The organism is Pseudomonas thermotolerans DSM 14292 (genome assembly GCF_000364625.1).
In the GTDB taxonomy this organism is placed as follows: domain Bacteria; phylum Pseudomonadota; class Gammaproteobacteria; order Pseudomonadales; family Pseudomonadaceae; genus Aquipseudomonas; species Aquipseudomonas thermotolerans.
Map to the genome: position 1 here is coordinate 36,964 of NZ_KB822612.1, position 11,980 is coordinate 48,943.

At 69.1% G+C, this 11,980-nt stretch carries 12 protein-coding genes and 1 riboswitch; of the genes, 2 read left to right on the plus strand and 10 right to left on the minus strand.

Features of this window, described 5'->3' with window-relative positions; translation table 11 throughout:
- Positions 1-245: 245 nt before the first annotated feature.
- Both dxs and H165_RS0111655 read left to right on the plus strand, forming a co-directional pair.
- Positions 246-2,129, plus strand: a complete 1,884-nt coding sequence (gene dxs / locus H165_RS0111645) for a 1-deoxy-D-xylulose-5-phosphate synthase (protein ID WP_017939113.1) — start codon at positions 246-248, stop codon at positions 2,127-2,129.
- 405 nt (positions 2,130-2,534) lie between these two features.
- Positions 2,535-2,740, plus strand: a riboswitch (cobalamin riboswitch).
- 94 nt (positions 2,741-2,834) lie between these two features.
- Positions 2,835-4,700: a TonB-dependent receptor domain-containing protein gene (locus H165_RS0111655; protein ID WP_017939115.1), complete on the plus strand. Its 1,866-nt coding sequence runs from the start codon at positions 2,835-2,837 to the stop codon at positions 4,698-4,700.
- Between the two features lie 51 nt (positions 4,701-4,751).
- On the opposite strand, the gene H165_RS0111660 is transcribed toward H165_RS0111655, so the two are convergent.
- The 10 genes from H165_RS0111660 to ribBA all read right to left on the minus strand — a co-directional run bounded on the left by H165_RS0111660 (position 4,752) and on the right by ribBA (position 11,972).
- On the minus strand, positions 4,752-5,549 hold the full coding sequence (locus H165_RS0111660; RefSeq protein ID WP_017939116.1) for a helical backbone metal receptor: 798 nt from the start codon (positions 5,547-5,549) through the stop codon (positions 4,752-4,754).
- Positions 5,549-5,962 carry a hypothetical protein gene (locus tag H165_RS0111665; RefSeq protein WP_017939117.1) on the minus strand — a complete coding sequence of 138 codons (414 nt, stop codon included), beginning with the start codon at positions 5,960-5,962 and terminating at the stop codon, positions 5,549-5,551. Before H165_RS0111665 ends, H165_RS0111660 begins: the two co-directional genes overlap by 1 nt.
- Positions 5,959-6,579: a GTP cyclohydrolase II gene (gene ribA / locus H165_RS0111670; protein ID WP_017939118.1), complete on the minus strand. Its 621-nt coding sequence runs from the start codon at positions 6,577-6,579 to the stop codon at positions 5,959-5,961. Before ribA ends, H165_RS0111665 begins: the two co-directional genes overlap by 4 nt.
- 162 nt (positions 6,580-6,741) lie before the next feature.
- Positions 6,742-7,392 carry a retropepsin-like aspartic protease family protein gene (locus H165_RS0111675; RefSeq protein WP_017939119.1) on the minus strand — a complete coding sequence of 217 codons (651 nt, stop codon included), beginning with the start codon at positions 7,390-7,392 and terminating at the stop codon, positions 6,742-6,744.
- Positions 7,376-8,131, minus strand: a complete 756-nt coding sequence (locus H165_RS0111680) for a substrate-binding periplasmic protein (protein ID WP_017939120.1) — start codon at positions 8,129-8,131, stop codon at positions 7,376-7,378. Before H165_RS0111680 ends, H165_RS0111675 begins: the two co-directional genes overlap by 17 nt.
- Positions 8,132-8,159: 28 nt before the next feature.
- The gene (locus H165_RS0111685) at positions 8,160-8,678 is read right to left on the minus strand and encodes a phosphatidylglycerophosphatase A family protein (RefSeq protein WP_017939121.1); all 519 of its coding nucleotides are present in this window, start codon (positions 8,676-8,678) and stop codon (positions 8,160-8,162) included.
- 9 nt (positions 8,679-8,687) lie between these two features.
- Positions 8,688-9,641 carry a thiamine-phosphate kinase gene (gene thiL / locus H165_RS0111690; protein WP_017939122.1) on the minus strand — a complete coding sequence of 318 codons (954 nt, stop codon included), beginning with the start codon at positions 9,639-9,641 and terminating at the stop codon, positions 8,688-8,690.
- A gap of 126 nt (positions 9,642-9,767) precedes the next feature.
- Entirely contained in the window at positions 9,768-10,262 is a 495-nt protein-coding gene (nusB, locus tag H165_RS0111695; RefSeq protein WP_017939123.1) for a transcription antitermination factor NusB, read from the minus strand.
- Entirely contained in the window at positions 10,259-10,735 is a 477-nt protein-coding gene (gene ribH, locus H165_RS0111700; protein ID WP_017939124.1) for a 6,7-dimethyl-8-ribityllumazine synthase, read from the minus strand. Before ribH ends, nusB begins: the two co-directional genes overlap by 4 nt.
- A 157-nt stretch (positions 10,736-10,892) precedes the next feature.
- Complete coding sequence (gene ribBA, locus H165_RS0111705; RefSeq protein ID WP_017939125.1) at positions 10,893-11,972, minus strand: bifunctional 3,4-dihydroxy-2-butanone-4-phosphate synthase/GTP cyclohydrolase II; 1,080 nt, start codon at positions 11,970-11,972, stop codon at positions 10,893-10,895.
- Positions 11,973-11,980: the final 8 nt, after the last annotated feature.

Sequence of the window (11,980 nt, forward strand, 5' to 3'; positions counted from 1 at the left end):
CTACGACAGCTCCGGTTGCTCCAGCGCCAGCGCCTCGGCGCAGATGCCGCGGCGCTGCGAGGTCACCGCCACAGGCTCGGCCGCCAGGTAGCACCCGACGCGCCGCGAGGGGCGCAAGCGCCGTTCGTCGATACCTGGCGAGGCCGTCCCGCGGCAGACGTCCCCTGCCACGCTTGTTCGGCGTCCGGAAGGCAGTTTTTCGGGTAAACTTCCGCATCTTTTGCATGCCGACAACGACTCGCCTGATGCCGACGACCTTCCACGAGATTCCCCGCCAACGTCCCGTCACGCCCCTGCTCGACCGCGCCCGCACGCCGGCCGAGCTGCGCCGGCTGTCCGAGGCCGAGCTGGAAACCCTGGCCGACGAGCTGCGCCTGGACCTGCTCTACACGGTCGGCCAGACCGGCGGACACTTCGGCGCCGGGCTCGGCGTGGTGGAGCTGACCATCGCGCTGCACTACGTGTTCGACACCCCGGAGGACCGCCTGGTCTGGGACGTCGGCCACCAGGCCTACCCGCACAAGATCCTCACCGGGCGCCGCGAGCGCATGCTGACCCTGCGCCAGAAGGACGGCATCGCCGCCTTCCCGCGGCGCAGCGAGAGCGAGTACGACACCTTCGGCGTTGGCCACTCCAGCACCAGCATCAGCGCCGCCCTGGGCATGGCCATCGCTGCCAGGCGCCAGGGCGTCAAGCGCAAGACGGTGGCGGTGATCGGCGACGGCGCGCTGACCGCTGGGATGGCCTTCGAGGCGCTCAACCATGCGCCCGAGGTCGGCGCCGACATGCTGGTGATCCTCAACGACAACGACATGTCGATCTCCAAGAACGTCGGCGGGCTATCCAACTACCTGGCGAAGATCCTCTCCAGCCGCACTTACACCATCATGCGCGAGGGCAGCAAGAAGGTGCTGTCGCGCCTGCCCGGCGCCTGGGAGATCGCCCGCAAGGCCGAGGAGCACGCCAAGGGCATGCTGGTGCCCGGCACCCTGTTCGAGGAGCTGGGCTGGAACTACGTGGGCCCCATCGATGGTCACGACCTGCCCACCCTGCTCGCCACCCTGCGCAACATGCGTGACCTGGAAGGCCCGCAGTTCCTCCACGTGATCACCAAGAAGGGCAAGGGCTTCGCCCCCGCCGAGGCCGACCCGATCGGCTACCACGCGATCACCAAGCTGGAGCCGATCAACGCCACGGCCGAGCCGAAAAAGCCCTCCGGGCCCAGGTACTCCAACGTGTTCGGCCAGTGGCTGTGCGACATGGCAGCGGCCGACCCGCGGCTGATGGGCATTACCCCGGCGATGAAGGAAGGCTCCGACCTGGTTGCCTTCAGCGAGCGCTTCCCGGACCGCTACTTCGACGTGGCCATCGCCGAGCAGCACGCGGTCACCCTGGCCGCCGGCATGGCCTGCGAGGGCGCCAAGCCGGTGGTGGCCATCTACTCCACCTTCCTGCAGCGCGCCTACGACCAGTTGATCCACGACGTCGCCGTGCAGCACCTCGACGTGCTGTTCGCCATCGACCGCGCCGGTCTGGTCGGCGAGGACGGCCCGACCCACGCCGGCAGCTTCGACCTCTCCTACCTGCGCTGCATCCCTGGCATGCTGGTGATGACCCCCAGCGACGAGAACGAGCTGCGCCGCATGCTGACCACCGGCTACCTGTACGACGGCCCAGCGGCGGTGCGCTACCCGCGCGGTACAGGCCCCAACGCCCCCATCGACCCGGCGCTGGTGCCGCTGGAGATCGGCAAGGGCGTGGTGCGACGCCGCGGTAGGCAGGTCGCCCTGCTGGTGTTCGGCGTGCAACTGGCCGAGGCCCTCAAAGTCGGCGAGACGCTGGACGCCACGGTGGTCGACATGCGCTTCGTCAAGCCGCTGGACGAGGCCCTGGTGCGCGAGATGGCCGACGGCCACGAGCTGCTGGTGACCATCGAGGAAAACGTGGTGATGGGCGGCGCCGGCAGCGCGGTCGGCGAGTTCCTGGCCCGCGAGGGGATCCTCAAGCCGCTCCTGCAGCTCGGCCTGCCCGATCGCTACGTGGAGCACGCCAAGCCGTCGCAGATGCTCGCCGAATGCGGCCTGGACGCTGCCGGCATCGAGACCGCCATCCGTACCCGTCTCGGGTGACCGAGCGGGCGCCCCGCCCTCTGGTCCGGTACTGACCTAACGCCGGACCTTTCGCGCCGCCCCCGACGGTGCGCATGAGGGGTATCACATGGCATTACGGAGCCACGACATGCGCCTGCAGCTGCAGGAACGCCGCTGGCTGTCCTGCTTCGGCCCGGCTGGCAAGCTGCGTATGTAGCGCTCGTTCCACTGCAACCGCGGCCAGCTCGAACGCATCTGCCAGCGACGCCGCCACGACCACCTGGCGCAGCGCCGACGAGCCCCTCGACACAGCCCAGCCCCTGGCCCACCTGCGCAAGGCCGCCAGCCGCCTCGGGAGCCGCGCTTCGCCAACCATCGGAGCATGGCCGCCCCGGGCCGCACCTGGAGCCGGTGATTGCGTCCAGGCGCACAGCCAGCTATGGTGCGCGCGTTTTTCTTGTCGGTGCGCAATGTCCTTGCGTTAAACGGGAAGCCGGTGGCGCTCCTTGGAGCCATCCCGGCACTGCCCCCGCAACGGTGAATGACCGCCCTTTCGGGCAGGCGACGCCAACCGCCACTGGGAACCATCCTGGGAAGGCGGCGTCGTCAGGGTCATGAGTCCGGAGACCGGCCGACGGGAAGCGACTGGTGTTGCGGAGGGCAGCACCGTCAAGCGCAGGCCCCGGGTCCGCGCTTGTGATCCTGCCCTCCTCAAAAGCGCAGCCCTTTTGAGGAATTCTTCTGATGAAAGTCTCCCCCCTGGCCCTGGCGATCGCCCTAGCTCCCGGCCTGTCCCTGGCCGATACGCCGTCTCGCGACGACGCCCTGAAACTGTCGGACACCCTGATCACCGCCAACCGCGAGGTGGAATCACGCACTGCCACCACGGTCGCCAGCACCGTCTTCACCCGTGCCGACATCGAACGCCTGCAACCCACCAGCGTGCTCGACCTGCTGCAACGCGCCCCCGGCGTTCAGGTCATCCAGAGCGGCGGACGCGGCAGCCTCACCAGCCTGTTCATCCGCGGTACCAAGACCGCGCAGAACGTGGTGCTGGTCGACGGCCAGCGCATCGCCGACGCCTCTTCCGGCACCCCCTTCGTGGAATGGCTGAGCATCGACCAGATCGAACGCGTGGAGATCCTTCGCGGCCCGCGCTCGACCCTCTACGGCGCCGACGCCATCGGCGGGGTGATCCAGATCTTCACCCGTCGCGCGGCGGCCGGAGAGCGCAGCGCCCACGTGCGCCTCGGCTACGGCAGCCGCAAGACCTGGGAGCGCAGTATCGGCCTGTCACTGGCCGATGCCGACACCCGCCTCAACCTCAGTGCCAGCAGCTCGGACACCCAGGGCATCGACCGCTCGACCCATGCCAACGCCGGTGCCGACCAGGACCATGACGCCTTTCGCAACAACGGCCTGAGCCTGAACCTCAGCCACCGCGTCAACGAGCGGCTGGACCTGGGCCTGAGCCTTCTGGAGCAACGCGGCGAGGCGGAGTTCGACAACGACTTCGGCGGCGCCACCCCCTACCAGGACTTCCAGATCAGCAGTCAGGCCCTGTACGCCGACGCCCAGTTGAACGAGCGCTGGAACAGCCGCCTGGAGCTGGGCCATAGCGAGAACCGCTACCAGACCCGCTACGACGACAATCACAGCAGCCGCCACAACTACACCTATCGCGACTCGCTTTCCTGGCTGAACACCCTGGAGCTGAACGAACGCCACTTCCTGCTGGTCGGCGCCGACTGGCTGGAGGACCGCCTGCACAGCAACAACGACTACAGCAAAGACAGTCGCTGGAACCGTGGCCTGCTGCTGCAGCACCGCTACCAGGGCGAGCGCTTCTCCACCGAGCTGGGCGCCCGCAACGACCGCAACCAGCAGTTCGGCAGCCACGACACCTTCAACGCCGCCCTGACCTGGCACCTCGATGGCGACAACGACCTGGTCCTCTCCTACGCCACCGGCTTCCGCGCGCCGAGCTTCCAGGACATCTACGCCCCGCCCGGCTGGGGCGCCAACCCGGACCTGGAACCGGAGGAATCCAAGAGCATCGAGCTGCAATGGCGCAGCCAGCTGGCCGCCGATACGCGCCTGGAAATGTCGCTGTACCGCACCAAGATCGACAACGCCATCGTGTCCGACAGCAACTGGACCATGCAGAACCTCGACCGCGCCCGCATCAACGGCTTCGAGGCCGCGCTGCAGCAGCGCCTGGGCGACTGGCAGGCCAGCCTAGGCCTGTCGCTGATCGATCCGCGCGACGCCGATACCGGGCATACCCTCAACCGCCGTGCCCGCCGCACCCTGAGCCTGGACCTGGATCGCCAGTTCGGCGCCTTCGCGCTCGGCGCCAGCTGGCAGGCGGTCAGCAGCTCCTACGACGACGTGGACAACCAGCGCGAACTGGCCGGCTACGGCCTGCTCGGCCTGCGCGGCAGCTGGCAGGCCAGCGACGAGGTGCAGCTGGCGCTGAAGCTGGACAATCTGCTGGACAAGGACTACGCCCGCGCCCAGTACAGCGTCGGCTGGCCATCGACCTACCACGACTACCGCGAGGAAGGCCGCACCGCGCTGTTCTCGGTCACCTGGACACCGCAGCTCTGAGCGCCTCCCGGCGGTTCCGGCCGCCGGGACTCTCTACCGGAGCAACGCCGCTCAGCGGGCCCTGCTCAGCAGCTCGCAGAGCTGCTCCAGCGCACCGAGCATCTGGAAGCTCGGCCGCTCCACGCCCTTGTCCGGCACTTCCCACACCTGGCCCAGGCGCACCGCGGCCAGCTGCGGCCAGGCCTGCCAGATGTCCAGCTCGGCACTGGAGCCGCCGAGGATCACCCGCGGATCGCGGGCCAGCACCGACTCGATGCCGATCTGCGGCGCCGGCTGCTGCAGGTCGGCGAAGACGTTGCGCGCCCCGCACACCTCCAGCGCGTCATCGATGATCTGCCCGCCGCCGATGGTGTACAGCGGCCGGTGCCAGACCTGGTAGAGCACCGATAGCGGCTCCTGGCGGCGGTAGCGCTGGCGCAGCGCGGCGACCCCGGCGCGGAAGCGCTCGGCGAGCCGGCGGCCCTGCTCGGCGCGGCCGATGCGCCGGCCGATGCGCTCGAAGTCATGGCCCAGTTCCTCCAGGCTGCTCGGCGCCACCACCTCCAGATCGAAGCCCAGCTGGCGTAGCTGCTCCTGCTGCGCCGGCGGCACGCTGCCCGCCACGAGCAGCAGCAGGTCGGGCTCGAGCAGCAGCAGGCGCTCCATCTCCAGTTGGCCGAAGCGGCCCACCGAGGGCAGGTGGGTCAGTGCCGGCGGGCGGGCGTCGCCGTCGAGCACGCCGACCAGCAGGTCGCCGGCCTCGAGCTCCAGCATGATTTCGCTGAGCGAGGGCGCCAGGCTGACCACCCGCTCGGCTGCCGCCAGCGGCCAGGCGAATGACAGCAGCAGGCAGGCGAGCAGGCGACGCATCAGGCGAGCTGGCGGGGAATGCGGTAGAGCAGCAGGAGGACCAGACTGGCGGAGAGCAGCAGCAGCTGGGGCACCGCCTCCAGTCCGGCGAACACCGCCAGGGCGGCGATCCAGGCCGGCAGTGCGGCACCGACTAGGGCCTTGCGGTGCCGGCTGGCCAGCTGCTGCCAGGCGTCCGGCTCGGCATCCGAGCCAAGGGCCCGTTCGGTGGCCACCAGGGCGCGCTTGTACTGGCGGAACAGCAGCAGGCTGGGGAACATCGCCAGCAGGCCGGCGATGAACAGCGGCAGGGCCAGGGCGCCGTGCTCGGCCTTCCCGGCCAGCAGGTCGCAGAGCAACAGTGGGCCCAGCATCAGTCCCAGGAGCAACCACCAGCTGCGCCCCAGGCGGCGGCGCCAGTCGGTGCGGCTCACAGGCACTCCTCTTCCTCGCCCTGGTGCAGATTGCCGAGCAGGTGGCCGAGCTTGCCGGCCTTGGTGGCCAGGTAGCGGCGATTGTGCGGGTTGAGGCCGGTCTGCAGGGGCAGCCGCTGCTCCACCTCGATGCCCAACTCGGTGAGCGCGCGCACCTTGCGCGGGTTGTTGGTCATCAACCGCAGCGAGTGGATGCCCAGGTGCTCGAGGATCGGCTTGCAGATCCCGTAGTCGCGCAGGTCGGCACCGAAGCCCAGGCGCTCGTTGGCCTCCACGGTGTCGGCACCGGCGTCCTGCAGTTCGTAGGCGCGGATCTTGTTCAGCAGGCCGATCCCACGGCCTTCCTGGCGCAGGTAGAGGAGAACGCCACGGCCTTCGCTGGCGATGGCGCGCAGCGCCGCCTCGAGCTGGAAGCCGCAGTCGCAGCGCAAGCTGAACAGGGCATCGCCGGTCAGGCATTCGGAATGCAGACGGCCAAGGACCGGCGCGCCATCAGCGACATCGCCGAGGGTCAGCGCCACGTGTTCACGCCCCGTGGCCACCTCCTGGAAACCGTGCATGGTGAACACGGCGAAGGGAGTCGGCAGTTGGGAGGCGGCGACAAAGACAACGGACACCGGATGCTCCTGTCTCGCAATCACAAAGGGGCCGCATTGTAACAGCCCGCCGCCGCCGGCGGTCAGCCGGAATAATCGAGCTTAAAGATCGAATCGATAGATACTCATAACCGGCGAGCGATGGCGCGGGCCGACGCCCGCCCGTCGGGAGGACCGGTCGGCCTAGTGCTTGGACTCCAGCACCAGCACGCCCTGCTCCTCGCGCCAGCCGACCCGGTTGAGGAAGCTCATGCCCAGCAGCACCTCGGTGGGCGATTCGCCCTCCAGCACCACGGTCTCCACTCCGAGCAGCTCCAGCGGACCGACCTTGACGCTGTTGGCCTTGAGCCGCCAGGCCTTCGCCGTGCCGCTGGCGGTATTCACCACCATGGGCTGACCGTCGACGCGGAAGTCCAGGCCCAGGCGCCGGGCCTGGGCCTCGTTCATGGCCACCGAGGTGGCGCCGGTGTCCACCAGAAACTGCACCGACCGGCCGTTGATCGAGCCAGCCACCCAGTAGTGGCCGCCGACGCCCCTGGCGATGCTCAGTTGGCGGCGGGCCGGGGCGCTGTAGCCGCCCTCGCTGTATTCGCGGCTGAGCCCGTAGCTGCGCTCCACGCCGTCCACCCGCAGCACCGCGCCGCGACTGTCGGCGCTGACCACCTCGACACCGCCAGGACCGGTCTGACCGACCCGTACCAGCTTGCGTTCGCCGTCGACGTTGAGCACCGCCGCGCCGGGGAACAGGCCGACAACCTGCACCCGGGTTTCCGCAGCGAAGGAGGAACAGGCCAGCAGCAGGCCGGCACACAGCAGTTCAAGGCGTGGTCGCATGGGCACCCTCTTGGAACGGATAGGGGTAGTGCCAGCGCTCGAAGATCGGCCGCAGTTCGCCACTGGCCACCAGCTCCTCCATGCGCCGGTCGAACAGGTGGGCCAGCGCCTTGCCCTTCGCGGTGTCGGCGAAGCCCAGGTAGAGAGGCAGCGTGGTCAGGCAGCTGACCCGGAAGGCGGACGGGTCCCTGGCGTGAACCAGGACATCCTCGAGCTCCGGGCGGGCATCGATGAACAGATCGGCATGCCTGAGCGTCAGCATCGAGAGGATACCGTCCCGGCGCTGGATTACCCGGTAATGCTTCAAATTCGGCAGATAGCGCTCGTAGGCGTAACCGCGCAGCCAGGCCAGGTGGAAGCTACCCAGGTTGTCCAGACGAACCTCAGGCTGCTCGGCCAGGCCGAGCGCGCAGATCTGGTCGGCGTCGTAGGCCCAGCGCGGATAGAGCACCCCGCTGCGCACCTCATCGGCGTAGGAGCCGACCCAAGCGTCCATCTCACCCCGCTGCACTAGGCCGACGGCGCGAGTGTAGGGCACGCTGTACGCCTCCACCCGCACCCCGGCGGGGCCGAACACGGCACGCACCAGGTCCCAGCCCAAGCCGCTGCCGTCCGGTTCGGTATAGCGCGCCCAGACCTCGCTGACCACGCGGATCCGGGTTGGCACGGTCGCGTCCCCGGCCGGTGCCAGCGAAGGGATCAGTAAGCCCAGGAGGATGCCCAGCCAGACGCAACGCATAGGTTCTTCCCTCGAAAAACGACTGTCCTCAGGCGAAGTGCAGGACGCTCCAGCCCCACACCAGCAGTTGCATGACCAGCCAGGCGAGTACCCCGGCGAGGATGTCGTCGAGCATGATGCCGACGCCGCCCTTCACCTGCCGGTCGACCCAGCGGATCGGCCAGGGCTTGAGAATATCCAGGATCCGGAATACCACAAATCCCGCCAGCAGCCAGCCCCAGCCTTCCGGGACCAGCCAGAGGGTGATCCACATGCCGACCATCTCGTCCCAGACGATACCCTCGTGGTCGTGCACGCGCAGATCGTCGGCCACCCGGCCGCACAGCCAGACGCCAAACAGCATGGCCAGGCCGAGCAGCAGCCAGTAGCCCCAGTCCGGCAGCATCTGCCAGAGCGGCACGAACGGCAGGGCTGCCAGCGAGCCCCAGGTACCCGGCGCCTTGGGCAGGATGCCGGCGCCGAAGCCGAAGGCGATGAAATGCCAAGGGTTGCGCCACACCGAAGGCGAGGCAGGCTGGGCAGGCACTTGGTCGGGATGTTCAGGCACGCGTCGCTCCTAGAAATGTTGATAGCCGGTCGCGGGCAGGGGCAACTCGTCCCCCGCGGCATCCAGTAACCGCACCCCGGAACCGGCGCTGACCCGGCCGATCACCGCGGCCTCCGGCCAGAGCCGCTGCAGCTCGTCCCGGTAAGTTTCCGGCAGGGCGAAGGCCAGGCGGTAGTCGTCGCCGCCGGACAGCGCATGGCCGAACGCTGCCTCGCGGCCGTGCAGTTCGAGCAGCGCCGGGGCCAGGGGCAGACGCTCGCGCTCCACCTGCACGGCCACCCCGGAGGCCCGGGCGAGGTGCCCGACGTCGGCGAGCAGGCCGTCGGAGATGTCCAACGCCGCAGTGGCCCGGCCGCGCAGCCAGCGCCCCAGGGCGAACTGCGGCTGCGGCGCCCAGTAGCGCTCCAGCAGGTAGTCGGCCACCCGAGGCGGGGCCTGGCGCTGGCCCAGCACTAGGGCCAAGGCGCCGCCACCGTCACCCAGGGAGCCGCCGACGCAGAGCAGATCGCCGGGGCGCGCGCCGCTGCGGGTCAATGCCTGACCGGCGGGCAGCCGGCCGAACACCGTCAGGGTCAGGCATAGGGGGCCGCGAGTAGTGTCGCCGCCGGCCAGGGTCAAGCGGCAGCCCCTGGCCATCCGCTCGAGGCCGCGGGCGAAGGCCGCCAGCCAGGCCTCGTCGGCGTCCGGCAGGGTCAGCGCCAGGGTGAAGGCCAGAGGATCGGCGCCCATCGCCGCCAGGTCGCTGGCCGCCACCGCCAGCGCGCGCTGGCCGAGCAGGAAGGGATCGCAGGTCTCCGGGAAGTGCACGCCGGCGACCAGGGTATCGGTGGACACCGCCAGTTGCTCGCCGTCGGCCAGCTGCAGCAGGGCGCAGTCGTCGCCGATGCCGAGCGCCACGCCCTCGGACTCCCGGGAGCAGGAGGCGGTAGCGAAGAAACGGCGGATCAGCTCGAACTCACCCATGGACACTGTCTACCGGTTCAGGGCTGGAAGGCCGGCGGAGGCGGATGGCCGGGCAGGCGTGCGAGCCGCCCGGAACGACCGCCGCGGCAGGCCGCGGCGGAAGGATGCGCCGCCGGCCACCGTGCGTCAGCGCTTGGCCGCTTTCACTTCGGCGGCGCGCAGCCTGGGCGCCAGCTTGTCCAACACGCCGTTGACGAACTTGTGCCCGTCGGTGGCGCCGAACACCTTGGCCAGCTCGATACCCTCGTTGATCACCACCCGGTAGGGCACGTCGAGGCGCTTGAGCAGCTCCCAGGTGGACAGGCGCAGGATCGCCAGCTCCACCGGATCCAGGTCGGCCAGCGGCCGGTCGAGCAGCGGCTCGAACTGGCCGTCGATCTCGTCGCGGTTGGTGGCCACGCCGTAGAGGATCTCGCGGAAGTAGGCGCCATCCACCTTGGAGAAGTCGTTGTCGACGTGGAACTGGGCCTCGATCTCGTTCAGCGACTGGCCGGCCATCGCCCACTGGTAGAGCGCCTGCATGCCCAGGGTGCGCGCCTGTCGGCGCGCCGCGAGCTTGCCGGTGGGGGCGGAGCGTTTCTTCGCCGGCGGAGTCGCGCGGTCGCTATCGTCCTTGCTCACTTGGCCTCCAACTGCGCCAGCAGGCTGACCATTTCCAGGGCGGACAGGGCGGCTTCGGCGCCCTTGTTGCCGGCCTTGGTGCCGGAACGTTCGATGGCCTGCTCGATGGAGTCCACGGTCAGCACGCCGAAGGCGACCGGCACGCCGAACTCCAGGGACACCTGAGCCAGGCCCTTGGTGCATTCACCGGCGACGTACTCGAAGTGCGGAGTGCCGCCACGGATCACCGCGCCGAGGGCGATGATGGCGTCGAACTCGCCGCGCTGAGCGACCTTCTGGGCCACCAGGGGGATCTCGAAGGCACCCGGGGCACGCACCAGGGTGATGTCGCTCTCGCTCACGCCATGGCGCACCAGCGCGTCGATCGCGCCGCTGACCAGGCTCTCGACCACGAAGCTGTTGAAACGGCCGACCACGAGGGCGTAACGGCCTTTGGGGGCGATGAAGGTACCTTCGATGGTCTTCAGGGTCATGAAAGGTTCTCGTCTAGTCGGGAAACAGGAAACGGGGCGCGGGCCCCGATGACAATCGCCTCCTCTCCCGCCTGCGGGAGAGAGGCCGGGGAGAGGGTTAGCTGCCCGCTCCCGCCCTCAGGACATCCGCCCACCGGGGCGGGCCCTGCGGGCCGCCTTATTCAGAAGGCAAGTATTCTACAACCTCCAGGTCGAAACCGGATATCGCGTTGAACTTCATCGGCGTGCTCAGCAGGCGCATCTTGCGCACGCCGAGGTCGCGGAGGATCTGCGAGCCGGCGCCCACGGTGCTGTAGGTGGCCGGCGCCGGCTGCTGCTGGCGGTTCAGCTGGGCGAGCAACTCGGGGCCGGTGAGCGGGTTGCCGAGCAGCAGCACCACGCCGCAGCCGGCCTCGGCCACCTTGCCCATGGCCGCACGCAGGCTCCAGCGCCCCGGCTGGCGGACCATCAGCAGGTCGCGCAGCGGCTCCATGTTGTGCACTCGCACCAGGGTCGGCTCCTCGGGGTGGATCTCACCCATGATCAGCGCCATGTGCACGGTGTTCTCCACCGCGTCGCGGTAGGTGACCAGGGTGAAGTGGCCCAGCTCGGTGTCCAGCGGGCGCTCCTCGATGCGTTGCACGGTGCGCTCGTGGATCAGTCGGTAGTGGATCAGGTCGGCGATGGTGCCGATCTTCAGGTTGTGCTCGGCGGCGAACTTCTCCAGCTCCGGACGGCGGGCCATGGTGCCGTCGTCGTTCATGATCTCGCAGATCACCCCGGACGGCTCGAAGCCGGCCATGCGCGCCAGGTCGCAGGCCGCCTCGGTGTGTCCGGCGCGAGCCAGCACGCCGCCGGGCTGGGCCATCAGCGGGAAGATGTGGCCGGGGCTGACGATGTCCTCGGCCTTGGCGTTCTTGGCCACCGCGGCTTGCACGGTACGCGCCCGGTCGGCGGCGGAGATGCCGGTGGTGACGCCCTCGGCGGCCTCGATGGAGACGGTGAACTTGGTGCCGAAGCCGGAGCCGTTGCGCGGTGCCATCAGCGGTAGGTTGAGCAGCTCGCAGCGCTCGCGGGTCATCGGCATGCAGATCAGGCCGCGGGCGTACTTGGCCATGAAGTTGATGTGCTCGGCGGTGACGCATTCGGAGGCGACGATGATGTCGCCCTCGTTCTCGCGGTCCTCGTCATCCATGAGGATGACCATCTTGCCCTGGCGGATGTCTTCGATGAGTTCTTCGGGGGTGTTGAGTGCCATCGTGGCCT

What these genes read in the sequence shown, in the direction of transcription:
- ribBA (WP_017939125.1), bottom strand. Translation starts at nt 11,972, where the DNA reads ATGGCACTCAACACCCCCGAAGAACTCATCGAAGACATCCGCCAGGGC.
- H165_RS0111655 (WP_017939115.1), top strand. Translation starts at nt 2,835, where the DNA reads ATGAAAGTCTCCCCCCTGGCCCTGGCGATCGCCCTAGCTCCCGGCCTG.
- thiL (WP_017939122.1), bottom strand. Translation starts at nt 9,641, where the DNA reads ATGGGTGAGTTCGAGCTGATCCGCCGTTTCTTCGCTACCGCCTCCTGC.
- H165_RS0111675 (WP_017939119.1), bottom strand. Translation starts at nt 7,392, where the DNA reads ATGCGACCACGCCTTGAACTGCTGTGTGCCGGCCTGCTGCTGGCCTGT.
- H165_RS0111660 (WP_017939116.1), bottom strand. Translation starts at nt 5,549, where the DNA reads ATGCGTCGCCTGCTCGCCTGCCTGCTGCTGTCATTCGCCTGGCCGCTG.
- H165_RS0111680 (WP_017939120.1), bottom strand. Translation starts at nt 8,131, where the DNA reads ATGCGTTGCGTCTGGCTGGGCATCCTCCTGGGCTTACTGATCCCTTCG.
- dxs (WP_017939113.1), top strand. Translation starts at nt 246, where the DNA reads ATGCCGACGACCTTCCACGAGATTCCCCGCCAACGTCCCGTCACGCCC.
- ribH (WP_017939124.1), bottom strand. Translation starts at nt 10,735, where the DNA reads ATGACCCTGAAGACCATCGAAGGTACCTTCATCGCCCCCAAAGGCCGT.